This is a genomic window from Riemerella anatipestifer (assembly GCF_009932355.1).
GTDB lineage: Bacteria > Bacteroidota > Bacteroidia > Flavobacteriales > Weeksellaceae > Riemerella > Riemerella anatipestifer_E.
Window position 1 is genome coordinate 17045 of sequence record NZ_LEKU01000008.1, and the last position, 25448, is coordinate 42492.

The 25448-nt window shown below is 35.3% G+C and carries 28 protein-coding genes, 3 tRNA genes and 1 pseudogene; 15 read left to right on the forward strand and 17 right to left on the reverse strand.

Annotated features, from left to right (window positions below):
• Window positions 1-5: 5 nt before the first annotated feature.
• The 3 genes from GXW81_RS03180 (at window position 6) to GXW81_RS03190 (ending at window position 1907) form a co-directional block, all read left to right on the forward strand.
• Complete coding sequence (locus tag GXW81_RS03180) at window positions 6-770, forward strand: 3'-5' exonuclease (RefSeq protein WP_004920332.1); 765 nt, start codon at window positions 6-8, stop codon at window positions 768-770.
• A gap of 25 nt (window positions 771-795) precedes the next feature.
• Window positions 796-1401, forward strand: coding sequence for a fumarylacetoacetate hydrolase family protein (locus tag GXW81_RS03185; RefSeq protein WP_161531160.1), 606 nt, complete (start codon window positions 796-798; stop codon window positions 1399-1401).
• Between the two features lie 62 nt (window positions 1402-1463).
• Window positions 1464-1907 (forward strand): universal stress protein, encoded by a 444-nt coding sequence (locus GXW81_RS03190; protein WP_161531161.1) that lies wholly within the window; start codon window positions 1464-1466, stop codon window positions 1905-1907.
• Between the two features lie 297 nt (window positions 1908-2204).
• On the opposite strand, the pseudogene GXW81_RS03195 reads toward GXW81_RS03190, so the two are convergent.
• From GXW81_RS03195 to GXW81_RS03230, 8 genes and pseudogenes are all read right to left on the reverse strand, one after another.
• Window positions 2205-2858 (reverse strand): annotated as a pseudogene (locus GXW81_RS03195) (hypothetical protein).
• Window positions 2839-3042, reverse strand: coding sequence for a hypothetical protein (locus GXW81_RS03200; RefSeq protein WP_052910161.1), 204 nt, complete (start codon window positions 3040-3042; stop codon window positions 2839-2841). Before GXW81_RS03200 ends, GXW81_RS03195 begins: the two are co-directional and overlap by 20 nt.
• A 301-nt stretch (window positions 3043-3343) precedes the next feature.
• The gene (locus GXW81_RS03205; protein WP_161531162.1) at window positions 3344-4228 is read right to left on the reverse strand and encodes an exopolyphosphatase; all 885 of its coding nucleotides are present in this window, start codon (window positions 4226-4228) and stop codon (window positions 3344-3346) included.
• Window positions 4229-4234: 6 nt separating this feature from the next.
• The gene (gene ppk1, locus GXW81_RS03210) at window positions 4235-6301 is read right to left on the reverse strand and encodes a polyphosphate kinase 1 (RefSeq protein WP_161531163.1); all 2067 of its coding nucleotides are present in this window, start codon (window positions 6299-6301) and stop codon (window positions 4235-4237) included.
• A 198-nt stretch (window positions 6302-6499) separates the two neighbouring features.
• On the reverse strand, window positions 6500-7075 hold the full coding sequence (locus GXW81_RS03215) for a hypothetical protein (RefSeq protein WP_161531164.1): 576 nt from the start codon (window positions 7073-7075) through the stop codon (window positions 6500-6502).
• A gap of 40 nt (window positions 7076-7115) precedes the next feature.
• Entirely contained in the window at window positions 7116-7445 is a 330-nt protein-coding gene (locus GXW81_RS03220) for a CCC motif membrane protein (RefSeq protein WP_161531165.1), read from the reverse strand.
• Between the two features lie 20 nt (window positions 7446-7465).
• Complete coding sequence (locus GXW81_RS03225; RefSeq protein ID WP_064970108.1) at window positions 7466-7744, reverse strand: DUF2752 domain-containing protein; 279 nt, start codon at window positions 7742-7744, stop codon at window positions 7466-7468.
• Window positions 7745-7822: 78 nt separating this feature from the next.
• On the reverse strand, window positions 7823-8365 hold the full coding sequence (locus tag GXW81_RS03230; RefSeq protein WP_161531166.1) for an IS1096 element passenger TnpR family protein: 543 nt from the start codon (window positions 8363-8365) through the stop codon (window positions 7823-7825).
• A 253-nt stretch (window positions 8366-8618) separates the two neighbouring features.
• Here GXW81_RS03230 and pheS point away from each other — a divergent pair, with 253 nt between their 5' ends.
• On the forward strand, window positions 8619-9629 hold the full coding sequence (gene pheS / locus GXW81_RS03235; RefSeq protein WP_161531167.1) for a phenylalanine--tRNA ligase subunit alpha: 1011 nt from the start codon (window positions 8619-8621) through the stop codon (window positions 9627-9629).
• Window positions 9630-9674: 45 nt separating this feature from the next.
• On the opposite strand, the gene GXW81_RS03240 is transcribed toward pheS, so the two are convergent.
• Genes GXW81_RS03240 through truA form a run of 3 tightly spaced genes read right to left on the reverse strand, consistent with a single transcriptional unit; the run spans window position 9675 to window position 12920 of the window.
• Window positions 9675-10370, reverse strand: a complete 696-nt coding sequence (locus tag GXW81_RS03240; RefSeq protein WP_161531168.1) for an ABC transporter ATP-binding protein — start codon at window positions 10368-10370, stop codon at window positions 9675-9677.
• 36 nt (window positions 10371-10406) lie between these two features.
• A complete protein-coding gene (locus GXW81_RS03245; protein ID WP_161531169.1) occupies window positions 10407-12158 on the reverse strand; it encodes an ABC transporter ATP-binding protein in 1752 nt (583 codons plus the stop codon).
• Between the two features lie 6 nt (window positions 12159-12164).
• The gene (truA, locus tag GXW81_RS03250; RefSeq protein WP_161531170.1) at window positions 12165-12920 is read right to left on the reverse strand and encodes a tRNA pseudouridine(38-40) synthase TruA; all 756 of its coding nucleotides are present in this window, start codon (window positions 12918-12920) and stop codon (window positions 12165-12167) included.
• Window positions 12921-13006: 86 nt separating this feature from the next.
• Between truA and GXW81_RS03255 the strand changes: the two genes are divergently transcribed.
• Genes GXW81_RS03255 through GXW81_RS03265 form a run of 3 tightly spaced genes read left to right on the forward strand, consistent with a single transcriptional unit; the run spans window position 13007 to window position 14849 of the window.
• Window positions 13007-13501: a metallophosphoesterase gene (locus GXW81_RS03255; protein WP_161531171.1), complete on the forward strand. Its 495-nt coding sequence runs from the start codon at window positions 13007-13009 to the stop codon at window positions 13499-13501.
• Complete coding sequence (locus GXW81_RS03260; protein WP_161531172.1) at window positions 13498-13995, forward strand: Smr/MutS family protein; 498 nt, start codon at window positions 13498-13500, stop codon at window positions 13993-13995. The genes GXW81_RS03255 and GXW81_RS03260 overlap by 4 nt, the downstream gene beginning before the upstream one ends.
• 32 nt (window positions 13996-14027) lie before the next feature.
• Window positions 14028-14849, forward strand: coding sequence for a flavin reductase family protein (locus GXW81_RS03265; protein ID WP_161531173.1), 822 nt, complete (start codon window positions 14028-14030; stop codon window positions 14847-14849).
• Between the two features lie 44 nt (window positions 14850-14893).
• Here the strand turns inward: GXW81_RS03265 and GXW81_RS03270 are convergent, their stop codons facing one another.
• Genes GXW81_RS03270 through GXW81_RS03280 form a run of 3 tightly spaced genes read right to left on the reverse strand, consistent with a single transcriptional unit; the run spans window position 14894 to window position 16788 of the window.
• Window positions 14894-15442 carry an L-threonylcarbamoyladenylate synthase gene (locus GXW81_RS03270; RefSeq protein WP_161531174.1) on the reverse strand — a complete coding sequence of 183 codons (549 nt, stop codon included), beginning with the start codon at window positions 15440-15442 and terminating at the stop codon, window positions 14894-14896.
• A gap of 20 nt (window positions 15443-15462) precedes the next feature.
• On the reverse strand, window positions 15463-15789 hold the full coding sequence (gldC, locus tag GXW81_RS03275; RefSeq protein ID WP_004919606.1) for a gliding motility protein GldC: 327 nt from the start codon (window positions 15787-15789) through the stop codon (window positions 15463-15465).
• A gap of 30 nt (window positions 15790-15819) precedes the next feature.
• The gene (locus tag GXW81_RS03280; RefSeq protein WP_161531175.1) at window positions 15820-16788 is read right to left on the reverse strand and encodes a gliding motility protein GldB; all 969 of its coding nucleotides are present in this window, start codon (window positions 16786-16788) and stop codon (window positions 15820-15822) included.
• A 115-nt stretch (window positions 16789-16903) separates the two neighbouring features.
• Between GXW81_RS03280 and nadE the strand changes: the two genes are divergently transcribed.
• The 3 genes from nadE (at window position 16904) to GXW81_RS03295 (ending at window position 19871) form a co-directional block, all read left to right on the forward strand.
• A complete protein-coding gene (gene nadE / locus GXW81_RS03285) occupies window positions 16904-17695 on the forward strand; it encodes an NAD(+) synthase (RefSeq protein WP_161531176.1) in 792 nt (263 codons plus the stop codon).
• A 28-nt stretch (window positions 17696-17723) separates the two neighbouring features.
• Window positions 17724-18446: a hypothetical protein gene (locus GXW81_RS03290; protein ID WP_161531177.1), complete on the forward strand. Its 723-nt coding sequence runs from the start codon at window positions 17724-17726 to the stop codon at window positions 18444-18446.
• 102 nt (window positions 18447-18548) lie between these two features.
• Window positions 18549-19871: an ectonucleotide pyrophosphatase/phosphodiesterase gene (locus GXW81_RS03295; protein WP_260393533.1), complete on the forward strand. Its 1323-nt coding sequence runs from the start codon at window positions 18549-18551 to the stop codon at window positions 19869-19871.
• Window positions 19872-19957: 86 nt separating this feature from the next.
• Here the strand turns inward: GXW81_RS03295 and GXW81_RS03300 are convergent, their stop codons facing one another.
• A complete protein-coding gene (locus tag GXW81_RS03300; protein ID WP_161531178.1) occupies window positions 19958-20377 on the reverse strand; it encodes a DUF2147 domain-containing protein in 420 nt (139 codons plus the stop codon).
• A gap of 120 nt (window positions 20378-20497) precedes the next feature.
• On the reverse strand, window positions 20498-22429 hold the full coding sequence (locus GXW81_RS03305; protein ID WP_161531179.1) for an LTA synthase family protein: 1932 nt from the start codon (window positions 22427-22429) through the stop codon (window positions 20498-20500).
• A gap of 175 nt (window positions 22430-22604) precedes the next feature.
• On the opposite strand from GXW81_RS03305, the gene GXW81_RS03310 reads away from it, so the two are divergent.
• Window positions 22605-22991, forward strand: coding sequence for an START-like domain-containing protein (locus GXW81_RS03310; RefSeq protein WP_064971198.1), 387 nt, complete (start codon window positions 22605-22607; stop codon window positions 22989-22991).
• A 71-nt stretch (window positions 22992-23062) separates the two neighbouring features.
• Window positions 23063-23878: an aminotransferase class IV gene (locus GXW81_RS03315; RefSeq protein ID WP_161531180.1), complete on the forward strand. Its 816-nt coding sequence runs from the start codon at window positions 23063-23065 to the stop codon at window positions 23876-23878.
• A 32-nt stretch (window positions 23879-23910) separates the two neighbouring features.
• Here the strand turns inward: GXW81_RS03315 and GXW81_RS03320 are convergent, their stop codons facing one another.
• Window positions 23911-24909, reverse strand: a complete 999-nt coding sequence (locus tag GXW81_RS03320) for an N-acetylmuramoyl-L-alanine amidase (protein ID WP_161531181.1) — start codon at window positions 24907-24909, stop codon at window positions 23911-23913.
• 146 nt (window positions 24910-25055) lie between these two features.
• Between GXW81_RS03320 and GXW81_RS03325 the strand changes: the two genes are divergently transcribed.
• The 3 genes from GXW81_RS03325 (at window position 25056) to GXW81_RS03335 (ending at window position 25346) form a co-directional block, all read left to right on the forward strand.
• A tRNA-Ser gene (locus tag GXW81_RS03325) sits at window positions 25056-25140 on the forward strand.
• 19 nt (window positions 25141-25159) lie between these two features.
• Window positions 25160-25234: transfer RNA gene (locus tag GXW81_RS03330), tRNA-Pro, on the forward strand.
• A 38-nt stretch (window positions 25235-25272) separates the two neighbouring features.
• A tRNA-Arg gene (locus GXW81_RS03335) sits at window positions 25273-25346 on the forward strand.
• Window positions 25347-25448 lie beyond the last annotated feature (102 nt).

Sequence of the window (25448 nt, forward strand, 5' to 3'; positions counted from 1 at the left end):
CAACAATGAATTTAAAACTACATAAACCCCTGTGTATATTTGATTTGGAAACCACAGGCACCAATATTTCTAAAGACCGAATTGTAGAGATTTGTATTTTAAAAGTAAATCCAGACGCTTCTAGAGAAACCAAAACTTGGCTTGTGAACCCAGAAATGCACATTCCGGCGTTTGCAACTGCAGTACACGGAATTTCCGACGAAGATGTAAAGGACGCTCCCACCCTTAAAGAAATTGCTCCAAAAATTATGGAAATGATTTCAGGAGCAGACTTGGGCGGATTTAATTCTAACCGATTTGATGTCCCTCTTCTTGCCGAAGAAATGCTAAGAGCAGGCGTAGATTTTGACCTTAGTAAAATGAAACTGGTGGACGCCCAAGTGATTTTCCATAAAATGGAACCTAGAAATTTAAGTGCTGCTTATCAGTTCTATTGTAACAAAACCCTAGAAGATGCTCATTCTGCAGAGGCAGACACTCTCGCTACTTTTGAAGTACTAGATGCCCAAGTAGGCAAATACGAGGAGCTACCTAAAGACATCAATGGTCTAAGTGAGTTTTCTTACCATCAGAAATTTGCAGACTTAGCAGGTTTTATTGCTTTTGATGACAAAGGACAAGAGATTTTCACCTTTGGTAAATATAAAGGACAACTGGTAGAAGAGGTTTTAGCCAAAGATGCAGGTTATTTCGGTTGGGTACAAAATGCTGACTTCCCGCTCTACACCAAGAAAGTACTTACCAGCATACAGCTAAGACGAAAATTTTAATCGTTCAATCTAAAATAGTTGATTTATGAAAATCCTTTGCATCGGAAGAAACTATACCGAACACGCCAAAGAACTCGGCAATGCGATACCCGAAGAGCCTGTCATTTTTATAAAACCCGACACAGCACTGCTTAAAGGAAACGATTTCTATATCCCCGAATTTTCTAACGAGATACACTACGAGCTAGAAGTTGTCCTAAAAATATCTAAAGGAGGAAAGTATATCCAAAAGGAAAACGCCCACAAACATTTTGAGGAAATAGGTTTAGGAATAGATTTTACGGCGAGAGATTTACAATCTAAACTCAAATCCAAAGGACTTCCTTGGGAGCTTTCCAAAGGGTTTGATGGCTCGGCGGTGGTAAGCTCATTTCATAAAAAGGAAAACTTTGATTTAAACAACATTAACTTTTCTCTTTTCCAAAATAAAGTCCAAAAGCAAAATGGAGCCACTCAACATATGATGTTCGGTTTTGATGATATTATCGCCTTTGTATCAAAATATTTTACTCTAAGAGTGGGCGACTTAATATTTACAGGAACGCCCGAAGGTGTAGGCAAGGTGCTAGAAAATGACCTTTTGGAAGGCTATTTAGAAGACCAAAAAGTTTTAGATATTAGGATATTGTAGTCTTTTAGGCTTTAATAATTCAACATTTTTTTGTAACTTTAGAGAACTAAAAATCAGTAGTTATGACTAATATTATTCTTCCCGTTGATTTCGGCGAAAGCACAGATTTCCTTCTTGATGAGACTGTAAAGTTTGCAAAAAAGACCAATGGTAAAATATACCTCATCCACGTGGCGCCTTCGGATATTGGCTTTGCGATTGGCGATATGGGCTTCCAGTATTTCCCTGAAATTGAGAAAAACGAAATACAGCAAGAAGCTCTACAACTCAATGAATTACAACAGAGAATCATTGCTCAAGATGTAGACTGTGAGCATATCCTAAAGCAAGGCATCGCCAAAGATGTTATTTTGGATTATGTGCAAGAGAAAAAGGCAGATTATATTGTGATGGGCTCTCACGGTAGAAGCGGCATCTATGATGTTTTTGTAGGCAGCCTGACTAAAGAACTTACCAAAAGTGCCCCAGTGCCTGTTCTGGTAATCCCTTGCCACCAGCATAAATAACTATTACATAATACCACAAAAGGAGTTTTTAGAAATTTAAAAACTCCTTTTTTATTTAGTCTAGTGGTTCATTAGGGCGTGTCCCAAGCCATTGCTATTCCCTAGGCTAATGGGTCGGTCTTCGGGCAGTCGCTCTTTTTTGCCAAAGCCTTCTCCCCTTGCCCAAAAAAGGAGCTCCAACAATGCCCTCCGCCCTCACGCAAATGCAATATCCTTGTGAGATAATAGTTTCCCAAAATAAAATTCCCCAAAACTATTTTAATAATAATTTTGGGGAATGATTTTTTTAAGTTCTTATTAACTCCTTACAAATTTAGCAATACTCTCCAACAACTGCGGACGGTCTTCCAAAGCAATTTTAGCAATACTATAGAACTCTTTCACCCATTTTTCTAAATCAGAAAAAGCAGCATTTTTTTGCTTAGTAGCGTCTTGGCTTTCCCCTTTTTCTTGGGTATAAGTCGCATAGGCTTTTTGAGTCTTTTGCAATTGGGTGAGTTGTGCCTCTACGCTTTCTTCCGTAATCTTCAGTCGGTTAAGAGGGCTTAGCAGGGCACTATCTTCTTTTAAACTATGGTAAAAAATATTTATTTCATCTAGCAAATTCGCCATCTGGCGAGAACTTTGCCCCTTTAGACGAAGGTTTTTGAGCGTTTCGGGCTAGTCTTTGTAGATGATTTTGGCTTTTTTTCGGTCGGTTTTATAGGTTTTGAGCAGTTGTTCAAACTCGGTGGTGAATTGTGCATAAGCAGTAGTTTCTTCTTGCCCTTCTTTGATGTTTTTCTGATACACTTCCTGTGCTTTGTCGTAAAGAGCTTTGCCTTTTTGCACTTCGGCATCATCGTAGCCATACTCGGCGAGTTGAGATTTTAGTTCGGTTTGGGTCTTGATATTTTCAAATAAAATACCGTAGTCTTGCAGGGTTTGCTGGTTAGAAAAATACTTTTTCATAGAATTTATTTTTTAGGATTGATGTGTAAATATACTGATTTTTGTCATATATCTGCTCAACTTCCCAACGTTTTATCGTTGCTTTTTTGTTTCCCCCTACCGTATTTTTGTTTTTATCCTTTACAGTTGTATTTTCTCTTATTACATTTCTATTTTCCCCCGTTACAATTTGGTTTTCCCCCACTGCAATTCTATTTTTACTTATTACAATTTTATTTTCCCCTGTTGCAATTCAGTTTTTACCCTTTACATTTCTATTTATACTCATTACAATTCAGTTTTACACCGTTACAATTAAATTTCTACCCTTTACAATTATACTTTTCTCTGTTACTATGGGATTTTTCCTTACAGCTTTGCTATTTTTTCTCGTTACACCGATGTATTAGCTTTAGACCAAGATAAAAAAGAAGACAAGACACAAAATAAAAACTCGCTTTCTTAAGTGATAAGAAAACGAGCAAAATAAAATGTGATTGAAAAACTTATTCTTTCTTCACCTTTTCATAGATATGGTGTATAAGCCCATCAGCAACAGATATTTTAGGGACAAATATTTTAGAAATATCCGCCCAATTTAAAATATTATTAAAAATTTTAAGGGCTGGTACAATTACATCGGCTCGGTCTTCACGGATTTTGTACTTTACCATTCTTTCCTCTACGCTTAGTTGAGAAAATTCTTTGTAATATTTCTTCAGTTTAGATGCCGCCAAAGCCTTACCATCTTTGGTTTTACTCATAGAAAATACCTTATTGATATTCCCTCCAGAGCCTATTGCTACCATCGGTTTTTTACCCGTAATATGACTCTTAATTAAGTCTTTCATTTCCTCCCAATGGGCATCGGTTACCAAATGATTTAGAAGTCTAATTGTCCCGATATTAAACGAATGAGAGAATTTAGCCTTTCCGTTTTCATAAAAAGTAACCTCCGTAGAGCCACCGCCTACATCTATATAAAGATAGTCGTAATCTTCGTCTAAACCCTCGGCAATGTGATTTTCGTAAACCAAATTAGCCTCCTCGGTTCCTGAAATAATTTCTATCTCAATCCCAGAAGTTTTTGCCACTTGTTCTATTATTTCTTGTCCGTTTTTAGCATCACGCATCGCACTTGTAGCACAAGCACGGTAGTGTTCTACTTTGTAGATTTTCATTAAATCACTAAAAACTTTCATCGTATCTACCACCATTTTAGACCGCTCCTCTCCTATTTCTCCTTTAACAAAGACATCCATACCCAACCTCAACGGAATTCTCAATAAATTAAGTTTGGTAAATTCGGGTTGATGATTGGCGTTCAAAACCACTTCGTTGATGAGAAGTCTGGCGGCATTACTGCCTATATCTATAGCTGCTAATTTCATACGATTTTAATATTTTTTGTTTTTAAGATAATGATAAATCTCTATCTGTGAACGAATTTTATTCTTCTTAGCTCCTTTTTTCACATAATCGTTATTGAGAGCGTTATCTAAAACTCGTGCTTTAACATTATCACTCAACTGAATTTGGAGTAAATCTTTCAGTTCTTCTTTCAGTTCTGGTTGGTTAATTTTAACGGCGGCTTCCACTCTATAATCCAAATTACGCGTCATCCAATCCGCAGAAGATATGTAAATATCCTCGTTGCCTTTATTGTAAAAATACATCACTCTAGCGTGTTCTAGATACTCATCTACAATACTGATGGCTTCTATTTTAGTTTTAAATTTTTTCTGTTGCACCACACAGAAAATCCCTCTTACTATGGCTTGTATTTTCACTCCAGCTTCGGCGGCTTGGTAGAGTTTTTTTATCAACCCTTTATCACTTAACGAATTGACTTTAAGTATAATTTTGGCTTTTCTTCCCGCCTTAGCTTCTGCTATTTCCCTATCTATTAGCTCTTCTATTTTTGCTCTCATATAATGAGGACACACCAACAGAGTTTTGCAATTTTTAAGGGCTAGAATAGGGTCTTCCGTTGGTTTCCTAAAGTAATTAAACACTTTATTGATGTCCGCCATTATCGCTCTATTGCTAGTCATTAAAAGATGGTCTCCATAGACTTTGGCTGTTTTTTCGTTAAAATTACCTGTACTCACAAAACCATACTGAATGGTTTTACCTCCCACCCTTTTTTTAATCACGCAGAGTTTTGCGTGGACTTTTTTATCTGGAATACCCACCAAAATTTTGATACCTTCCACCTCTAGGCGTTCTTTCCATTTGAGGTTTGCTTCTTCATCAAACCTTGCTCTAAGTTCTATCATCACCGTAACCTCTTTCCCGTTTCTAGCGGCATTGATGAGGGCATTGGCTATTTTAGAATTTGACGCCAAACGATATGCTGTGATTTGAATAGACTTAACATCTGGGTCCATAGCTGCCTCTCTAAGTAAATCTATCACAGGCATATAGCTATGATAAGGAAAAGTCAGCAGTACATCTCTTTTGGTAATCACATCTGTAACCCTCTGTTGCCCTTCAAAGTAAGGGTGATTAAACGAAGTTCTTTCCTCTGGGGTTTTATATGTTTTAAAGACATTAGGAAAATCCATAAAATGTTTGAAATTATGAATTTTATGTCCTGGTATGATACTATCTTTCTTCGTAAGTTCTAACTTTCGGATTAAAAGCTCTAGCAAAGCTTTATCCATATCCTTATCAAACACAAAACGAGTGGGTTTGCCCTTTCTTCTGCTTTTAACGCCTTTTTTAATTTTCTCCGCTAAAGTAGTGTTAATATCATTATCAAGGTCAAACTCAGCATCTTTAGTTACTTTAAAGGAATGAGCTTCAAAAACATCGTACCCGAAATAAGAAAAAATATGAGGAAGATTAAAACTAATGACATCTTCTAGCAACATCACGCTAGTTTCCTCTCCTTCAGATGGCAAAATCACAAAACGCCCCGTTACTCTAGACGGTACTTCTATAATGGCATAATTGCTCTCATACTGCCATTCTTTTTTACGCATCGCCACTCCTAAATAGAGGCTTTTGTCCCTTAGATAAGGCATTGGTGTTTCTTCCCGAAGAAGGATTGGAATTACATTAGCCTCTACCTCCTCGTCAAAATAATCTTTTACAAACTGCTTTTGGGCTTCGGATAAATCCTTCGAAGTTCTAATGAATACCTTTTCAGCAGCCATTTCTTTTTGTATTTCTTCCCAAGTGGTATTGAAATCGTTTTGTTGTTTAATTACCACTTTATTGATTTTATCTAAAATCTTTTGTGGTTCATCAAAAAAAGAGTTTTCTCTATATTTAGGTTTAAAACTCATTGCTCTTTTCAGCCCCGCCACACGAACACGGAAAAACTCGTCTAAATTATTAGAGAAAATTCCTAAAAATTTAATTCGTAAATGGAGCGGAACAGTCTTATCCATAGCCTCTTGCATTACCCTTTCGTTAAAGGCAAGCCAAGTAATATCTCTAGGATTAAATTGCGGCATAGCGAAACATTTTAGTAATTCCAAAAGTAAGAAAAACAAAGCATAAAAAAAACTCTTTGGACTTCCCCAAAGAGTTTAAATTATTAAAAACTAAGCTATAGTTATATCGGAAAAAGCCTTTTGCGATGAAATATTACTAATTTTTCTATCATTACCTAAACTCCGCCTTTTGAAAATACTATATTATCTAGCGTTTTATTAGTTGGTAATATTTATATGTGGTAATTTCTCCTTAAACTTTTGCAAGTCCGACTCTTCAAACTCACTTGTATAAAGCAATTTACGATTTTTTGAATCCAAAAATATTGTTCCAAAATATTTGATTTTCCCTTTTTCAATATTGAATTCAAGATTTTTTTCGATTGGATACGTCAACAATTCTTGAATATAACCTGAATTAAAAAAATAGGTGTATTCATTAAATCTATAATTACCAGGCTTTTCTTTTAGAACGAAAAAGAAATATACATATTTATCTTCCTTATCTTTTTGAAAATCAGCAATCGTTTTTGGATCGATAGCACCAGTTCCAATATAAAGAGTAAACTTCTGTTTATTATTCTTGTCTTGCGAAATTAATTGCTCAATATCTTTGTTTGTATAATAAATATTCGATCCCGAAGAGTAAGTTCTTTTCAAAATTCCTATAACTCCTGCAATTGCTCCTTCATCCTCATTAATTCTAAAATTTTCTGCACTTAGACTCTTGGAAGGTACTGTTGCACAAGAAAGCAATGTCGTAAATACTAATAATGTTAAAATCAAATTTTTCATATCTTACTAATCATTGTTTTACAAAATAGTAGATAACAGTTTAGTGCTGTATCATCTCCTGAATTCTTTCTTGTAAAAGTTCTTGGTCTGTTAAAGCTTCAAAGCCAAACAATATTATCAATGCTACATAAGCCAAAACATTTAAAGCACTCAATACAATACCGATAATAGCCAATACACGCCCTGTAGTTAGATTGCTATAATTAGCATACAGTTCTGGATTAGCCAAATAAAGCTGGTTGTCTTTTTTGTACATCACTAAAGCAACTACACCTAAAATAATCCCCGGAACTCCATAACAGCAACAACCTAGAATAGATAGAATCCCTAGTACAAGCACTAGTGTAGCGTTTGGTAAATTTTGTTTCATAGTAATTTGAATTTTAAAGTTTAGAAATTTTTACAAAAATAAGAAATAATCATAGTGATTACACTAACAAGAGCTAAAAAAATCATTACCTTACCGTAATGTCTTTTTTTATCTATAAAGTTAATAGCACTCACTAAAACAAATAATATCAAAGGATAGATAGCAGGAAACATATAAAATGCCTCTACAAACTTACCTTCAGAAATAAGCAATAAAGCCCTCTGTGAACCACAACCAAAACATTCCATACCAAATATTTTTTTGTTAGGACATGAGAGCATGTAATCTTCTATAGCCATTTAGTCATCAGTTATTTAAACTGCAAAAATAAAAAAATAGACTACAAAAAAGTAGTCTATTCTTAGTCATATTATTATTTAATCTTCATCGTCATAATAATCATCATTAAAATCATCAGCAAAGCCCTCATCATCGTCAAAATCGTTTTCAAAACTATCAAAGTCGTCAAAATCATCACTCATCATAGTAGGTGAAGGTTTTGATGAGGTATTTTTGCTAGGAGCCTTTAGTGGCATATTACCGTATCTAAATACAGTTATAGGGTAGTTTACTGCAGGTTTTTCTTTTATCACTTCTAAAAGTTCACAATAGAATTCCCACAGGTCTATAAAACCGTATTTGAATAACATTTTGCTACCCCTCTCTGGAAAAGCCTCTGTGATGTATACATCGGACATGATTTCTCCATCTCCATCATCAGACATATCCTCTAGTGGTATCGCGTTAAGCTCCGTCCATTCATCATCAGAAAAGTAAAACGAAGACAACTCGTCTCCCTGAAGGCTGAACGCACTTTTGATACCGTTATGCAAATTCCACAAGGTTTGCTTTCCTCTCACCTCAATGTCTCTAAAAACATTATCCTTCGTGTCTAAAATAACTCTGATTTTATAAACCATAACCTTAAATTCTGCTTAAATTCGTTTCTTTAGAAATTTGCCGCAAATATAAAACAAATGATATTCGAAGTAAATTTTTTTATTAGTTTTTTTTTCTTAAAAAGAAAAACACCATAACTAATTATTTTACAATAAGTTAAATTTTACATATTTTTAAATCATCAGTCATTTTTATGGGCTAGAGATTATCTAACACTAATCTTTTAAGTTTAGTAGGAAAACCTTATTTTTGCACCCAAATAGAAAACGAAGAATGTTAGAACACATCGAAGCATATTTACAAGAGGTAAAGCAATTTCAGTCTTCAAATAAAGATGAAATAGAACAGTTCAGGATAAAATTTAACGGTAAAAAAGGAATTTTAAACGCCATCTTTGATGAGTTTAAACAAGTTCCGAACGAACAAAAAAAAGCTTTTGGACAAAAAATAAATGTTCTAAAACAAGCTGTTGCCGAAAAACTAGAAGAGCTTAAAAATGCAACTGCCTCTAATATTGTAGTAGAAAAAGAAGATTTAACTCGCCCTGGGTATCCTTTGGAACTAGGAAGCAGACACCCTATCAACTTAGTCAAGAATAGGATTATTGAGATATTTAAATCCATAGGATTTGCGGTATCAAACGGTCCTGAAATAGAGGACGACTGGCACAACTTTACTGCCCTTAATCTGCCTGAATACCACCCTGCTAGAGATATGCAGGACACCTTTTTCATAGAGCAGAATCCTGATATTCTTCTTAGAACACACACTTCATCTGTGCAGATAAGACATATGGAGCAAAACGAACCTCCTATGCGTATTCTATCACCAGGTAGAGTGTTTAGAAATGAGGCTATTTCTTCTCGTTCGCATTGTATTTTCCACCAAATAGAAGGACTTTATATTGATGAAAAAGTAAGTTTTGCGGATTTAAAGCAAACTATACAGTTTTTCACTACGGAGCTTTTTGGAAAGTCTAAAATTAGAATGAGACCGTCTTATTTTCCATTCACCGAGCCAAGTGCGGAGGTTGATGTTTATTGGGGGCTTAACTCCGAAACAGACTACCGAATTACTAAAGGTACAGGTTGGTTAGAAATTATGGGCTGTGGTATGGTAGACCCTGCTGTACTTAAAAATGTAAACATAGACCCTGACAAATATAGCGGCTACGCTTTTGGTATGGGAATAGAGCGAATTGTAATGCTTCTCTACCAAATGAGCGACATTCGTATGTTCTTTGAGAACGATGTAAGAATGCTAGAACAGTTTAAAACGCTATAAGTAACAAAAAAGGAAACTTAAAATTTTAAGTTTCCTTTTTTATTTTTAATGAGTATATGCCGCAAAGGCTTCTTCTAAGGAAGCATACTTGCCTTTGAACTCTTCTATTGGAGAATCTTGTACAATGTTACCTTTGTGTATCAATATCACTCTACTGCACAACGCCTCTACCTCTTGCATAATATGTGTAGATAAGATAACCGTTTTTTTACGCCCTATTTCTTTAATCACTTCTCGTATCTCTAAAATTTGGTTAGGGTCTAGTCCGTTTGTTGGCTCGTCTAAAATTAGCAAATCTGGCTGGTGGATAATAGCTTGAGCTAAACCTACCCTCTGCTTATATCCTTTGGATAATTGCCCTATTTTCTTAGATTTTTCTGGTGTTATTCCTACTAAATCTATCACTTCATCTATCCTTTGTTTAGATATGTGATGAATATCTGCAACCAACTCTAAATACTCTCGCACATACATTTCCATATAAAGCGGATTATTTTCTGGTAAAAAACCTATCTTTTTCTTAGCATCTAATGTTCCTACTGACAAAGATGTTCCATTGAAAGAAATTTCCCCTTCTTCTATATCCAAAACACCAGAAATAGTCTTCATTAAAGTAGATTTACCTGCCCCATTAGGTCCTAACAAACCTATAATTTCATTTTTTTGTATGGTAAGGTTAATTTGGTTTAATGCAACCTGCTCCCCAAACTTTTTAGTAAGATTTACAATATCTAAAATCATATATCAATAATATCAGTAACAAATGTATAAAAATAACTATTCTTTCTTCGTCCCAAGTTGAGATTGATACAGCAAGGCATAATAACCATTGAGTGCCAGCAGTTCTTGATGCGTCCCCTCTTCTACTATTTTACCTTTATCCATCACTAGAATTTTATCCGCCTTCTCTATGGTAGAAAGCCTGTGAGCAATAATGATAGAAGTTCTATTTTTAGTAATTTTCTCCGTGGCTTTTTGAATCAATTTTTCACTTTCGTGGTCTATAGAAGAAGTGGCTTCATCAAGAATAAGAATTTTAGGATTAGAAAGATATGCCCTCAAAAAAGAAAGCAGCTGACGTTGCCCCAAAGAAATAGACGCTCCTCGCTCATTTACCACATAATGATAGCCATTAGGCAAACTTTCTATAAAATCGTCCACCTCTATTTCTTTTGCTATGGTTTTAATCTGCTCTAGAGTAATGGTTTCGTCTCCGAAGGTTAAATTTTCGTAAATGCTTCCGTGAAATAAGAAAACATCTTGCAATACTACTCCTATATGTTGCCTTAAACTATACAAGTCGTAATCTCTAAGGTCTTTACCATCTAGTAAAATTTGCCCAGAACTCACATCATAAAAACGAGTAATAAGATTGATGATAGTAGATTTACCCGCTCCTGTAGCTCCTACAATCGCCACAGTTTCTCCTTGGTTTACTTTAAAATCAATCCCTTTAAGCACTTCCTGTTTATCATCATAAGAGAAATGCACCGCCTTAAAGTCTATCTCTCCTTTAATATCTGTAATAATTTCTTTCCCTTCGTTAGGCATCGCTTCATCTTGATCCATAATCCCCAAAACCCTCTCTGCTCCTACCAACCCTCTTTGGATATTGTTAAAACGGTCAGCAATTTGGCGTAGCGGTCTTATCAGCATATTTACAAACTGTATAAACGCTATCACTTCCCCAGGCGTAGCATTTTGATTATACAAAGCATTATAACCCGCATAGAACAGAATAAGCCCAATGAACAAAGAAGTAATAAGCTCCACCACAGGGAAAAACAAGGAGAAATAAAACACTGTTTTTAGCAACGCTTTTTTAAGACTTGCATTGATGGATTCAAACTTTTCAAATTCTGCATCTTGTCTGTTAAACACTTGAATGATAGACATACCAGAAAGCCTTTCCTGTACGAATGAATTTTGTGTTGCCGTCCATTGCCTTTCATCACCAAAAGATTGTTTAAGTTTCTTTTGAAAAAAGCGAGTGATAAGCACCATAATTGGCAATATCGCTAATGCCACGAAACTTAACTGAACATTCACATTAAACATCGCTACAAGCACCATCACTATTCTTAACACATCTCCAAAGACCATTAGAAAACCATCTGTATAGACCGTAGCTATGGTTTCCACATCTCCCACGGCACGAGTAACCAATTGCCCAATAGCCGTTTTATCAAAAAATGAAGTCTTGAAGTATATCAGTTTGTGGTAGAGCTTTTCTCTTATATCTCTCATTACATTTTGAGAAATATAGTTGGATAAAAACACCAACAAAAAATTAAGAATAGTCTCCGCAATCACCAAACCAACTAGCCAATAGATACTCTGCATCAAAAGCGTAGTGCTTTTCAGCTGCATAATATCGTGGTCAACAATATTTTTGGTGAGAATAGGACGATAGGTAGAAACCACCGCCAAGATAATGGATACCAATAACGCTAACAGAAACCATCGCCTAAAATTCATTCCGATGAAAAATAAGCGTTTAATCAGTGTTCCTGTAGTTTGTTTCTTCATACCGTTTTAATTTCTAAAAATCTGCTCCCAATTATATCCTACATCTACCAAAAATAACCCTTGTGCAGGAGCCGAAGTCCCTGCTGCATTTCTTTCTTTGGCTTCTATTACCTTTCTTAAATCTTGTGGTGCTATTTTACCACTCCCTATATCCACCATCGTCCCCACGATAGCCCTTACCATATTTCGCAAAAATCTATTGGCAGAAATGGTAAACTTAAGTTCTGCACCCTCTTGTACCCAAAAAGCCTTATAAATTTCGCAGAGGTTGGTTTTGGTATCGGTGTTTAGTTTAGAGAAACTTGTAAAATCGGTATATTCAAAAAGGATTTTGCAAGCCTCGTTCATTGCGTCTAAGTTTAGCGGACGCCTCCAATAGCCCCACGCCGAATTTTGCGTAAACGGATTTTTCTCTAACGAAATATAATATTCATAAGTTCTGTAAGTGGCATCAAACCTTGCATGAAAATCATCAGATACTCTAAACAATCGTTTCACCGAAATATCTGGTGGCAAAAAACTATTGAGCCTTTTAGGCAATAGCTCTTCCTCTAAAATTAAATCTGTATCAAAATGAGCAAACATTTTCTTTGCGTGTACACCCGTATCGGTACGCCCTGCTCCTGTGGTTTTTATTTCTTCTCTTAAAATGGTAGAAAGTGCCTGCTCTAGGGTTTCTTGCACAGAAATCTGCTTAGGTTGTATCTGATAACCAAAATATTTTTCGCCGTTGTAAGAAAATTCTATGCAATATCTTGACACTTGTATCTTATTTTTAGACCACAAAAATCGGAAAATATATTGACTTATAATCCCTATAATTAAAAGAAATCTTATAAATTAGCCCCGTGAAACAGATATTACTTCTTTCGGATACACATTCTTACCTTGACCAGCGTATTTTAGACTATGCTAAAAATGCAGATGAAATTTGGCATTGTGGCGATTTTGGAAATATAGAAGTGGTGGAAACTCTAGAAAAAATAAAACCTCTAAGAGGTGTTTATGGCAATATAGACGGCACCGAAATAAGAAAGATTTTCCGTGAAGTATTAAGGTTTAAATGTGAGGAGGTAGAAGTTCTGATGATTCACATTGGTGGTTACCCCAACAAATATAGCCCTCTAGCGAGAAAAGAAATTCTAGAAAAAACACCTCAACTATTCATTAGTGGGCACTCGCATATTCTAAAAGCGATGTACGACCAAAAGCACCAACTCCTACACCTCAACCCTGGAGCAGCAGGTACTCAAGGGTGGCACCAAGTGCGAACCATGATGCGTTTTAAAATTGATGGAGCAGAAATCAAAGATTTGGAAGTGATAGAACTCGGTAAAAGATGAAAATAGGAGATGGCGTTTCTGTAATTGATGATGACTTGTGGGGCATCGTTACTTCTATACACGGCAACGAGGTGGTTTTCCGAGACGAATATCATTTTATCCATCGCTATCCTAAACATTTGCTCACTTTAAGAGATGCCTCTCTGTATGAACAAACACCCATTGTACAAAAACAAGAAGTCAATCAAACCTCTAGACCTCCTAGAAAGAAAAATCAGCATTTGATATTAGACCTTCATTTTGACCAGTTGGTAAACAACCCTGAACATTACGATAGTTTTGAACGGCTATTTATTCAAAAACACAAACTGGAGGAAACACTTGATTTTTGTAAACTCAATAAAATAAAAAAGCTAGAAATAATCCACGGCATTGGAGATGGCATTTTGCAAAAGTTGGTCTTTGATACCCTCAAAGGTAAAACTAATATTGAATTTGAAGAAAGCGATTTTTTCTATCATCAATCGGGGTCGGTTATGGTTAATTTCATTTAGAGTTTGTATTTTTACGCTTTAAATCAATGTAAATGAAATCCATCAATCCAAAAGAACTTCCTCCATTTGAGGTTCAGATGCTACTACAACACGCCATTGCTCCTAGACCTATTGCTTTGGCATCCACCATAGACAAAGAAGGGAACATTAACCTATCGCCTTTCAGTTTCTTTAATCTTTTTAGCTCTAATCCGCCTATTGTGGTTTTTTCTCCTGCCAGAAGGGTAAGGGATAACAGCACTAAAGATACTTTAGAGAATGTACTGCAAGTCCCTGAAGTTAATATCGGTATCGTAAATTACCCTATCGTGCAACAGATGTCTCTTTCTTCTACGGAATACGATAAGGGCATCAATGAATTTGTGAAAGCGGGGTTCACAATGAAAGATGCCGACCTAATTGCTCCCAAACTCATAGAAGAATGCCCCGTAAACCTAGAATGTAAGGTCTTAGAAGTAAAACCTCTAGGCACAGAGGGTGGTGCAGGAAATTTGGTGATTTCGGAAGTGGTTAAAATACATATCCGAGAGGAGTATCTTAACGAAAACGGCACACTAGAACAAGCCAAACTAGACCTAGTGGCAAGATTGGGAGGCAACTGGTATTCTAGGAATAATGCAGACAACCTATTTGAAGTCCCAAAACCCCTAGTAACTAAAGGCATCGGCATAGACCAACTGCCTTGTGAAATAAAAAACAGTAAAGTATTTACAGGGAATGATTTAGGAATGCTCGCCAATGTAGAGCAACTGCCTAAAGGAAACTATACCGATGATGAAGCCACTCATCTAAAGGCTCAACGCTTACTTACCGAAGCAAAAATAGAAGAAGCGTGGCAATGTTTAATCTATTAAAAATTAAAACACCCTTTTCTTAAAATAGAAAAGGGTGTTTTCGTTTATTCTCTCAAGACTTTTATCCTGTTGTCTTTCCATATTCTAATGACAGAAGATCCCGTCCATTGGGATACTTTATCTTTTTGTTCTTCTACTACAAAATCTACGGCATTTATCAGTTCGGGGCTAATATCCGAAAATTGCATCGGACTTTTATCACCGCTAAAATTCGCCGAAGTAGAAACCAGCGGAGCATTGAGCTTGCCAATGAGTTTTTGACAAAAAGCGTCTTTTACGAGCCTAATTCCTATGCTGCCGTCCTCTGCCAAGAGTTCTTTGGGTAAGCCTTTGGGAGCATCGTAGATTATCGTAACGGGTTTTTCGCTAAGGTCTATAATTTCCCACGCCATTTCTGGTACTTCTACTAAATCTTGCAGCCTTTTTTCGGTATCTACCAAAATAATGAGGGATTTATGTGGCTCTCTTTTTTTGATTTTGTAAATCTTTTGTATGGCTTCTGGGTTTGTGGCGTCGCAACCTAGCCCCCAAATGGTGTCCGTAGGGTAAAGCACTGTTCCCCCAGACTTTAAAACTTCTACTATCTCTTGCATTGGGTTAATTTTTTAAAACGCTACATTTTAATGGCTGATTTTACGGCAAATTCTTCTGCTTTCTCCTCTAGCCATTGGGCAACATCGTCTTCCCCTGTGGCTCTCTGGTAAGTGTGCCCCAAAGAAACTAATATCTGATGGAAAAAACGCTTCATATGGTCCACAGGCATATCTTTAGTCCAAAGGTCTATCCTGAGGGCTTCCATCGTTTTGTCGTCCCAAACGGAAATCATTGTGGCTTTGGTTTCTTGAGCTTCTATCCCGCCATCTTGGGCGTGCCAAGTCATTTTCTCTGGAATATGGTTTTCGTCTAGCTCTACATTTACTGTTATCTGTGTTTTTCTCATAATCTATCTTTAATTTTTTTTAATTGTATGCTACTTACCTTGATATTTGGATTGGTTAAAAATCTCCTCGCCCTTCATACTCAAAAATTGAGGAAGTGGTGTTTCTGGCTTTTCTTTAAAGAACTTCCTGCCAATCTCCCACCCTGTATAAACGCCCACTCTAGGCGAAGACTCGTTATCTACTTCTGTATAAAACTTAGAGAATGGTGCGGGTGCTAAAAATCTCCCCGAAAGCTGCATATCATCACTAAACAATAAATCGTTTTCTACGAAAAAGTTCCAAATGTTACTTTTGTTTTGAGTCGCCCACTCGTATTGTTTAGGTGTGTAGCCTATCTTTAAATAATCGGCTGTGTTGGGTAACAGAGCGTCTTGTAAAAGCATTAGTTTTCCTTCGTACATCATTTTGTCTATGAATTTTTGTTCGCTCCTATCCATCGGCACGATGTGTTCCGACAACGCTAAAGCTGCTTTAGGTAATAAGTTTTGAGGATTCATAGAAACTTGTAAATACTGATTAACACCTCTATAATAGCGGTTGCCTTCCCCCATAAAGGCTGCAATATCTATAAAGAGCCAATTTTTTTCGGCGTGATAGAAGACAGGTACTTCCACGTCTTGCACAGCAGAAGAATAAAGGTAAACCACAGGCGTTTTGAATTGAGGAAAATAGTGCTGCACGCGTGCAAAGAGTTCGCACAAACCTTTTTCTAACTCTGGCACATTCACTTTTTTGAGGGCTTCTTTGTAGATGTTTATCTCCAAGGTGTCTTTTCTTCTTAACATAAAATCTTCATCAGAAACCGTCCCTTGAAACCAAGGGTATTCCTTCTTAAAATCGTCCAAAGAATAACTTTCATCGTAAAACTGATGAGAAATATCTACTATTTTCACCTTAGGTAAAGGTTCTTTAAGGTCTATATTCCAGCCTTTGTCTTCCTTCTGACAAGAAACCAATACTCCGAGCAATAAAATTAACCAACTAATATATTTCATCATTGTTCTAAAGATTTTTCTAAGTCGCAAAAGTAATCATTTTTAAACGCTTATTTTAGTCTATAATCCAAAAACTTCTGTATTTTTACGCTTCTAACTTTAAATACCACAAAAAGCTATGCAAACAGATAAAGTAATTCAGCACATTGTAAATTGGTTAAAAGATTATGCCCAAAAAGCTAATGTAAAAGGCTATGTAGTGGGAGTTTCTGGCGGTGTAGATTCTGGAGTAGTTTCTACATTATGTGCAATGACGGGACTGAAAACCCTACTACTAGAAATGCCCATTAGACAACAGCAGGACCAAGTGAGCCGTGCGTGGGAACATATGGAAGACCTCAAAAAACGCTTCCCTGATAATGTGGAAGCAATGAGCGTAAACCTCACTCCTGCTTTTGAGGAGCTTTATAAGACTTTTGATGTCCAAGACGACCTCTACCCTAACGAAAAATTGGCTTTTGCTAATACTAGAAGTAGATTAAGAATGCTTACCCTCTACTATTACGGGCAAATTAACGGACTCCTCGTGTGTGGTACAGGCAACAAGGTGGAAGATTTTGGGATTGGTTTCTATACCAAATATGGCGACGGTGGCGTAGATGTTTCCCCAATCGCTGACCTTTACAAAACGGAGGTTTACCAACTTTCTAAAGCCTTGAATCTCGTGAAAAGTATCCAAGAGGCAATTCCTACCGACGGGCTTTGGGATACAGACAGAACCGATGAGCAACAAATAGGAGCTACCTACCCAGAACTTGAAAAAATACAGAAAGAATACCCTAACAAAACCCTAGAAGATTACACAGGAAGAGACCGTGAAGTCTATACCATCTTTGACCGAATGCACAAAGCAGCTCAACACAAAATGAACCCAATCCCAATATGTGATATTCCTGAAGAGTGGAGGTAATATCGTAGTTAGCTGAAATTCTACACAAATGGAACAGATTAAAATTGAAGAACTTAAAGATTGGATTACTCCATATTTGACGATTACTGGAAATCATCCTAAAATAAATGAAAAGCTTAGAAAAGAAAGTATTATAAGCTATTTTCGACAATTAACAATTCCTAATATTTTTGATAATTACGCATTAATTCTTCATCCATATTGGATATATGATTTACCTAAAGAGAAAACTAAAGAAAATCATATAGAAGGAAAAGACATTGAAAATTATAAGTCTGAATTTCCAGAAGAAGATTATCGTCCTGTTAAATGGATTGACTTTTATAATTACAAAAATGTAGAATTTTCTTTAGAAACTGCTATCACAGAAAATGTAGAATGGAATAGACCATTTTCACAAATGAATAATGAAATGTGGCCATGTGAAGGAGGAATTGATATGAGAACACTACAAAATATTTCTGAAACTATTTTAAAATTTCACGGAGATTGTAATATAGAACTGTATTACATTTTTATGGCTACTAAAAACTATGATGAGGATGAAATGTACAAAGGAAAATTATCTGAACTCATTTCATTTTTAAATAATTATGACTCTGTTCTGACTCCAAGTTTAATATATGATATTGAAAAAAAATGGGCAATAACAAGTGATTTTGATTTACCTTTTTCTATAATTGGTGGAGAAAAGAATTTAATTATTGAATTACTTGAGAATAATCAAAATGAAATATATTTAATTGAATAATAATAACTTCAGCTAACATAGTATTTCCCTAGGCTATTTGCCATTCCTTCGGCAATATCCTCCCAAATCAAAAAACACTAAAAAATATTATATTTTCATAAAATGTTTACAACTTATAGATTAAATTTTACGAAGGATAAACTAATCTTTTCATATAGTTCTAGGAAACTGAATTTGCTTATTGCCATTCTGTTTTCGGTATTATGTTTTGCACAAAATGATAGTTTAAAAATCGTACAACCTCACAGAAAAAATACCGAGTGGGCAATGAAACAGCCTTATGTTATTTTGATTTCTGCCGATGGGTTTCGCCATGATTATCCCGAAAAATATAACGCCGAAAATATCATCAATCTTGGTAAAAGTGGCGTTCGTGCCAAAACTATGATACCCTCTTATCCTTCTATTACAGGTCCCAACCACTATACTTTAGTTACGGGATTATATCCTTCGCACCACGGTATGGTGGATAATCATTTCTATGATGAAAAAAGAAAAGAGGCATTCTATTTTGGTAATCCCAAGAATATTCGTGACGGCTCTTGGTTAGGAGGTTATCCTATTTGGGGTGTAGCGGAACGAAGCGGTATGCTTTCTGCCGCAATGATGTGGGTTGCAAGTGATGGCGATGCTGGTGGCATAAGACCTACCTACGCTTACAAATATAGCGGAAAAGTAACTCCTCAAGAAAAAGTAAACCAAATTATAGATTGGCTAAAACTACCTGAAGAAATTCGTCCGCATTTTATCACACTATACTATCCCGAAGTTGACCACGCAGGGCACATCTACGGAACAGAAGCTCCTGAAACACAAGATGCCGTACAACTAGTAGATAAAAGCATTGGTGAACTGGTACAACGCGTAAAAGAACTAAATCTACCAAATGTGAATTTCGTGTTTGTGTCGGACCACGGAATGACTAATGTAGATATTAAAAATCCCTTAGAAATACCCAATTTTCTGAAGGATAAAAATCAATACCGATATGTTAATTCTCAAACACTAGTCAGAATTTCTGTTTTAAACAAACATAATATTAACGCAACTTATAAGAAACTAAAACAAGAGGTTACACCAGGTTATAAGGTGGTTTTAGCCAAACGACTACCAAAAAAATTGCATTATGCTACTCGTGATGACCGTTTTAGCAGAATGGGAGATATTTACCTTTTGCCCAAAGCTCCAAAAATATTTTTAGAACAAGGACAGAAAACCACCTTGGGTAAACATGGCTACAACCCTTATTGGGTAAAGGATATGAATGCAATGTTCATTGCTAATGGAGTTCAGTTTCAATCAAACAAAGAGATTTCGGAATTTAGAAATGTAGATGTTTACCCTTTTATTTTAGAAATTTTGGGCTTAAAACCTTTAGAGCAAATTGATGGTAAAAAAACTTTGATTAGAAAAGTGCTGAAGTAGTTTTCTATTTTTCAAATTACAATCATATAAAAAACAAAACAGAGAAGAATCCTCTCTGTTTTTATTTTGCATTCATTTATATTTTTTTAATCTACTTTATGCCAAACTTGCGTACGCCCAGCTATAGAAATACCTATATAACCTCTCACATTTAGCTTATTACCTTCCCTTTCGATAGAACATTTGTAAACTTTACCGTTTTTAGGGTTAGTAATAGTTCCTCCGTCAAAGGTATTACCATCTTTTTTGATACCTCTAATTACTTCCATTCCCAAAATAGGTTTTCCTTTTCTATCGTCTTTACACAAAGAACAGTTAGGGTCAGCAGGCTTAATAAGTAGCTGTATCACCTTACCATAGTATTTTCCGTCAGACTTCTTGAAAATTTCTACAATAGATTTAGCTTGTCCTGTTTCATCATCAATAGTTTTCCATTTTCCTTCTATCTGAGCATAAGACATCACACTAAACATTAGAGCCATAGTGGCAAACATTAATTTTTTCATAATTTTATTAAATTTAAATATGGGTTAAAGATATAAAATTTAATTAAACAAACAATATACCATTCCATTTTTACATATATAAAACAATGTTTTAGATTATTAAAAAAATTTAAACACTATTTAATTCAGTTTTCTATTGATAACCCTATACATATAGTCTTGATACCATGCCATACAGAGTTTTTTGCCATAATCCACCTCGGGTTTATTGATGCTTTTTATAAGGTTATTCTCTAAACCTAAATCAGTTTTATTATAAACACCTATAATGTCTTTACCATTAAAAAGGTAAATATAATTACCAATGATAAATTGCTCCTGTATCCCGTCCGAATTTATAATAATAGCTTCTTCATTTTTAGGAGAAACTAAACTCCTTCCCCAACTTCTTATAGGCTTGTTATAAGCTATTATATCGGCTAATGTAGGGTAGATATCAGACTGTTGTGCCAGTCTTTCATCTATTCCTCTGAGATTATATTTAGGGTTAGGAGAATAGAAAATGAGAGGAAGTGCAAAGCGGTTCATTGCCTTTTCGTACTCTGGATAAAAAGGCTGATTGGTATGGTCTCCCGTAATTACAAAAATGGTATTCTGAAACCAAGGCTGTTTTTTAGCCGTTTCAAAGTATTTTTTTATGGCATAATCAGTGTATTGTATAGGCTCGTGCATTGGGATATGCCCTTTTTTAAATTTTCCGTTGTATTTTTCAGGGATTTTAAAAGGGTGATGAGACGATGCCGTGAATACAGTCGCCATAAAAGGTTTTTCTAAACTTTTTTGATACACATTTTTAGCAAAATACTGTAAAAAAGGTTCGTCCCAAATTGCCCACATACCATCAAAGTCATCATCATTATTATATTCGGTTTTGCCATAATATTTTTGAAACCCAAGGATATTCCCAAATCCCAAAAAGCCCATGGAACCATTAGGAGCTCCATGATAGAAAGAAGTGTCATATCCTAACTCATTACACACAGATACAATAGATTGTATTTTTTGATTAGAATATGGAGAGCTTGTAAAAGCATCTTTTAAACTTGGGATACCTGCTAAAATACTACTCATACCGTGTATAGATTGCCTTCCGTTAGCGAAAGCATTGGTAAAAATAAGACTTTCTTTCGCTAAGCTATCTATAAAAGGAGTATATGAAACATAGTCTTTGATTTTACTAGAACTATTAAATGCACCAGAATATTCTTTACCAAAACTTTCTACAATAAAAATCACAATATTGGGCCTTTCTTTAGGCACATCTCTTTGGTATAATTTATAAGGTTTTATATGCTCTTTAATGAAGTTTTCCTCCACAAAGTGAACCTCTTTAAAGTTGTTAGAACCTAAAGTTCTCAAAAACGAAAAAGTACTATTAAGCACAACATTTGCGTGGATTGGATTTTCCGTATGTCTATTAGCATCTACCAAGTTGATAGGTCGGGTACTGTGTTTAAAATCGCCTCTTATACCACCCACCGTAAGTGTAGCCACTATACACAGAGTCACCACAGAGCCTATAAAATAAGGTAGTAATTTTTGAGGCTTTTGGTAAGATATACTTACTCTTTTGTAAAGCCAAATCCACACCGCTAATAAAGCAATGAAAATCAAAGGAATTAAAGGATTTTCTATTAAGGAGACACCAAATACTTTTAAAATATTAGACTCGTGTTCTACCACATCTAGCACCGCAGAGGTTAATCTAGATTGACTAAACCGATAATAAATAAAATCGCCAAAATTCATAGAATAAGCAATGCCATTGGTAATAAAATATACCCAAAAGAGTAATTTTTGATATCCTTTTTTAGTATTGATAGTGAGTGGAATAAGGCTTAGGAATATAAATAACGAATTAACATACAATATTGCCGTAGTATCAAACGCGGTACCGTAATATGCCAATTTAAAATATTGAGAAAAGCTCTCGATTTTTATTAAATCTTTATTGAAAATCCAAAATAAAAATCTAGCAATTTGAAAGAAAACAAATACCAGTAAAACCCTATATAATAAAACCAATATTTCTCTTACGCGGAGATGTTTCATATTTATTTACGAATTGAATAATGTTTGCAAATTTATGAAAAACGAAAGTACTGCATCATATAGTCCTCAGTAATAACCTAAAAAAAATCATAAATCCAAAAATTCCGTCCCTAAAAATCGTTTTTCTCCAAAAATAATTTCTATATTGCGAGACTTTATAATAAGACGATATATTATGGCGAAACATAAGGTAACTTACGAGTTTGCAATGCATTGCTTATCAGAGATTTTGTATGAATATCTAGCGACTGCGGAAGGTTTAGCGGAGTGGTTTGCTGATGAGGTAGAAGAGAGAGGAGATGATTTTTATTTCAGTTGGGGCGGTGGTCCTGCTGAAAAGGCGACGCTTATAAGATATAAGCCTGAAAGTTTTGTTCGTTTTAGATGGGAAGAAGATGAAGGTACTAAGAGTTTCTTCGAGATGTCTATTGTGATAGATGAAATAACGGAAGACCTATCTCTTAACATTACGGACTTTTGCGAAAAAGGAGATGAGGAAGAAAACCGTCTTTATTGGGAAAACCTTGTAGAAAACCTAAAAATAAAACTAGGTGCAGCTTAGTTTTTTGATACTTAACAAATTACAATGAGCGATTTTTATCGTTCATTTTTTCTTTATTAAAATAGAACAACATGTATTTAGATGGCAATTTACTTTCTCAGGAACAATCATTAGCCTATGCCAATAGAGCTTTTATGAACGGAGACGCTGTAAAAGTTTACTTTTTTTTCAAAAATAAAAAAGTGATTTTAGCAGAAGATGTTTATTTCTTTCTGATGTCTTCTATGAGAAAAATGAGAATGAACATTCCATTAAGTTTTACTTTAGAATTTTTCACAGACATTTTTTCTCAAGCTATCCAAAATCTCCCATTCGATAATGGTTATATTAAAGTGTTAGCATTTAGAAAGATAGAAGATACTTTTTCCGCTAAAACTCCTATTCATTTTGTCTACGAAGTGGTTAGAGAGGACAACTTGTTTCAAATAAAGAAAAATATAGAGCTAGATATTATTAAGGAAATAAGTGTTAATACACATGTTTTAAGTAATATACACACCCATTGTCCAGAAAATATCTATGCTGAAATTTACGCTCAGGAGAATGATTTGGACGATGTTATTCTACTCAATCCTAATAAGCGTATTGCTAGAAGTATTTACGGCAATCTTTTGTTTTTAGAAGGCAACACAATTAAAATCCCTAAGCAAACGGAAGGAGCATATATTTCCCCATTGATGGAAAGCTTTATTACCTATGTTCATAAAAATCGTTTGGCAGAAATAGAACAAGTGGAAATGATTGCTTTTGAAAGCCAAAAAGCTGATGAAATTTTAATGATTTCTGACGAAAAGGGTATTTTCTCAGTAAATAAAATCAGAAATAAAGAATTTACTAATTCTCGTTTCTCTGAAATGATAGAAAAATGGAATTTGACTTTGGTTTAAATCAAAGTCAAATTCCAATAATGTTGTTACAATTACTTACCAGGATATTTCACTACAAGAGCTTGCAATATAGCCCAAGTTTCTGCATCTAATACACCATCACATTTCTCTGGACGAAAATGATATTGAAAAGCCTCGATAACCTGTTGAGAAGATTTATCCCAAGTTCCAGTAGGAGTAATGTCATACCCAAAACTTCTTAAAGTATTTTGCACTTTTGAAATAAAAGTAGAGTTGTTATAATTAAACTCTAAATCGCTTAAAGCAGTTTCATAAAAGTTTTGCTTGGTAGTTGCATCATACCACATTCCTAGATCATACTCATCATAGAGGCGTTTCCAAGGGAAAAATGGACCTGGGTCTTGCTTCCTAGTTGGAGCAATATCAGAGTGGGCTAAAATTTGAGTTGGAGGAATATTATAACGCTCTACAATATCTTTTGCTAAAGCGGCTACTTTCTTAAACTGATGTTCAGGAAATGGATAAAATACTTTTTCTCCTGCTGTACCAACAGTATAACCTTTATTAACAATTTCTATCCCTATGGAATTATCATTCATTTCGGTGATATTTCTCCAAAAGCTAATACCTGCATGGTAGGCTCTTTTATTCTCATCAACAAGTTGCCAAATGTCATCGTCAGGTAAATCACTTACAAGATAGTGAGCACTCACACCTCTTTGGGTAAGCACTCGTACTGAGGTCTCATTATCAAGAGCTGTATAATGAAGAATAAGAAAACGCTGCCTAAAATTCTGAGCTACAGATGGAAAATTCTCATAATTTACCTTATATCCTTTAGGTTTAGCCGTAACTACAGAACCATAGCTGGTGGTATTATCGTTTTTTGTAATATCACTAATATTAGTTTTGTAATAGAAATCCCCTTTAGTAGATTGCTCCACTTTAGGTTTTTGAGGTGTACTTACTACTTTTGAATCTAATTTTGGTTGAGGTGCAACTATTTTTTGCTGAGTGCTACAAGAAGTCACCACAGCACCTAAACTTATAATAAACAAAATATTACGCATTATTCACTTTTATTTTTAAAATTGACTGCCAAAGATAGTGATAAAAATTTTAGATTTTTTTTGCATTTTATTTGGAGGTTTCAAAAAAACGCTCTATATTTGCACTCGCAATTACAGAACAGAAGTACTTAAAATAACAACGAAAAGGAGGGTTGCCGGAGTGGTTAACGGAGCAGTTTGCTAAACTGTCGACTCGCAAGGGTCGCATGGGTTCGAATCCCATACCCTCCGCAACTCAGAGAATAATATTCGGGGCGTAGCGTAGTCCGGTCATCGCGCCTGGTTTGGGACCAGGAGGTCGCAGGTTCGAATCCTGCCGCCCCGACAATGTTTTTCGGAATTTTTACACTAAAAATTCTAAATGGGTGCGTAGCTCAGCTGGATAGAGCATCTGCCTTCTAAGCAGACGGTCCCAGGTTCGAATCCTGGCGCGCTCACAGAAACCTCACTTTTTCAAGTGAGGTTTTTTGTTTTTATTACTTATACAGTTTCCCTACAAAAAAAGATGACACTATACATAATAGCGCCATCTTACATAT

Excerpts from the sequence above, each read along its gene's own strand:
- GXW81_RS03245 (WP_161531169.1), bottom strand. The coding sequence starts at position 12,158 with ATGAAGAAACAAACTACAGGAACACTGATTAAACGCTTATTTTTCATC.
- ppk1 (WP_161531163.1), bottom strand. The coding sequence starts at position 6,301 with ATGCCGCAATTTAATCCTAGAGATATTACTTGGCTTGCCTTTAACGAA.
- GXW81_RS03315 (WP_161531180.1), top strand. The coding sequence starts at position 23,063 with ATGTATTTAGATGGCAATTTACTTTCTCAGGAACAATCATTAGCCTAT.
- GXW81_RS03305 (WP_161531179.1), bottom strand. The coding sequence starts at position 22,429 with ATGAAACATCTCCGCGTAAGAGAAATATTGGTTTTATTATATAGGGTT.
- GXW81_RS03240 (WP_161531168.1), bottom strand. The coding sequence starts at position 10,370 with ATGATTTTAGATATTGTAAATCTTACTAAAAAGTTTGGGGAGCAGGTT.
- GXW81_RS03300 (WP_161531178.1), bottom strand. The coding sequence starts at position 20,377 with ATGAAAAAATTAATGTTTGCCACTATGGCTCTAATGTTTAGTGTGATG.
- GXW81_RS03320 (WP_161531181.1), bottom strand. The coding sequence starts at position 24,909 with ATGCGTAATATTTTGTTTATTATAAGTTTAGGTGCTGTGGTGACTTCT.
- GXW81_RS03265 (WP_161531173.1), top strand. The coding sequence starts at position 14,028 with ATGAAATCCATCAATCCAAAAGAACTTCCTCCATTTGAGGTTCAGATG.
- GXW81_RS03280 (WP_161531175.1), bottom strand. The coding sequence starts at position 16,788 with ATGATGAAATATATTAGTTGGTTAATTTTATTGCTCGGAGTATTGGTT.
- GXW81_RS03290 (WP_161531177.1), top strand. The coding sequence starts at position 17,724 with ATGGAACAGATTAAAATTGAAGAACTTAAAGATTGGATTACTCCATAT.
- pheS (WP_161531167.1), top strand. The coding sequence starts at position 8,619 with ATGTTAGAACACATCGAAGCATATTTACAAGAGGTAAAGCAATTTCAG.
- GXW81_RS03225 (WP_064970108.1), bottom strand. The coding sequence starts at position 7,744 with ATGGCTATAGAAGATTACATGCTCTCATGTCCTAACAAAAAAATATTT.
- gldC (WP_004919606.1), bottom strand. The coding sequence starts at position 15,789 with ATGAGAAAAACACAGATAACAGTAAATGTAGAGCTAGACGAAAACCAT.
- GXW81_RS03215 (WP_161531164.1), bottom strand. The coding sequence starts at position 7,075 with ATGAAAAATTTGATTTTAACATTATTAGTATTTACGACATTGCTTTCT.
- GXW81_RS03260 (WP_161531172.1), top strand. The coding sequence starts at position 13,498 with ATGAAAATAGGAGATGGCGTTTCTGTAATTGATGATGACTTGTGGGGC.
- GXW81_RS03220 (WP_161531165.1), bottom strand. The coding sequence starts at position 7,445 with ATGAAACAAAATTTACCAAACGCTACACTAGTGCTTGTACTAGGGATT.
- GXW81_RS03190 (WP_161531161.1), top strand. The coding sequence starts at position 1,464 with ATGACTAATATTATTCTTCCCGTTGATTTCGGCGAAAGCACAGATTTC.
- GXW81_RS03310 (WP_064971198.1), top strand. The coding sequence starts at position 22,605 with ATGGCGAAACATAAGGTAACTTACGAGTTTGCAATGCATTGCTTATCA.
- GXW81_RS03180 (WP_004920332.1), top strand. The coding sequence starts at position 6 with ATGAATTTAAAACTACATAAACCCCTGTGTATATTTGATTTGGAAACC.
- GXW81_RS03295 (WP_260393533.1), top strand. The coding sequence starts at position 18,549 with ATGTTTACAACTTATAGATTAAATTTTACGAAGGATAAACTAATCTTT.
- GXW81_RS03185 (WP_161531160.1), top strand. The coding sequence starts at position 796 with ATGAAAATCCTTTGCATCGGAAGAAACTATACCGAACACGCCAAAGAA.
- GXW81_RS03230 (WP_161531166.1), bottom strand. The coding sequence starts at position 8,365 with ATGGTTTATAAAATCAGAGTTATTTTAGACACGAAGGATAATGTTTTT.
- nadE (WP_161531176.1), top strand. The coding sequence starts at position 16,904 with ATGCAAACAGATAAAGTAATTCAGCACATTGTAAATTGGTTAAAAGAT.
- GXW81_RS03205 (WP_161531162.1), bottom strand. The coding sequence starts at position 4,228 with ATGAAATTAGCAGCTATAGATATAGGCAGTAATGCCGCCAGACTTCTC.
- GXW81_RS03270 (WP_161531174.1), bottom strand. The coding sequence starts at position 15,442 with ATGCAAGAGATAGTAGAAGTTTTAAAGTCTGGGGGAACAGTGCTTTAC.